Origin of the sequence: Candidatus Pelagibacter communis (assembly GCF_001180105.1) — a bacterium.
In the GTDB taxonomy this organism is placed as follows: domain Bacteria; phylum Pseudomonadota; class Alphaproteobacteria; order Pelagibacterales; family Pelagibacteraceae; genus Pelagibacter; species Pelagibacter ubique_K.
Window position 1 is genome coordinate 1 of record NZ_CVSO01000076.1, and the last position, 533, is coordinate 533.

General features: G+C 23.8%; 1 protein-coding gene and 1 pseudogene. One reads left to right on the plus strand and one right to left on the minus strand.

The features are described 5' to 3' along the window. Positions 1 to 328 (minus strand): annotated as a pseudogene (locus AMN84_RS04885) (RecX family transcriptional regulator); the annotation flags it as partial. A gap of 64 nt (positions 329 to 392) precedes the next feature. On the opposite strand from AMN84_RS04885, the gene AMN84_RS04990 reads away from it, so the two are divergent. After that, on the plus strand, positions 393 to 533 hold a 141-nt coding region (locus tag AMN84_RS04990), incomplete at its 3' end, for an abscisic acid-deficient protein Aba4 family protein (protein ID WP_256998168.1).

A 533-nucleotide genomic window follows, 5' to 3' on the forward strand; every position in this document is an offset into this window, starting at 1 on the left:
ATTTATCATTAATTCCTTTTGAAATTAGGTAGCTTCTTATTTTGTTAATTGAACTACCTCTTTGAATCAAATTTTTTGCTTTACTCTCAGAATAAAACTGATCGTTTATAAACTTAGATTGCTCTAAATCTGACAATACAATATCTATCAAATTTTGATAATTGTCCTTTTTCACATTTGTCGAACCAGATTTTAAATATTTCTTTAATAAATATGTTCTCAGTTGTTGTTTAGACGGAGCATATTTTTCAATGTATTTTAAGGAAAAATCTCGTATCTCAGATACAGTAAACTCTAAATTTTTTTTTTTATTTTTTAAGGGAATCATTATAATTTTTAATATATTATAACCTCAAATGATTGAACAAATTAATAATTTCTTTACAATTGAAATGATCTATCTTTGGTTGAATTTAGGTGTTTTACCCTTTTGGATTATTCTATTATTTTTTCCTCATTCATTTATGAGTAAATATTTAGTTAGATCAATTTTTCCCTTTATGATCTTCTCCTTCGTTTATGTTTATCTGTTA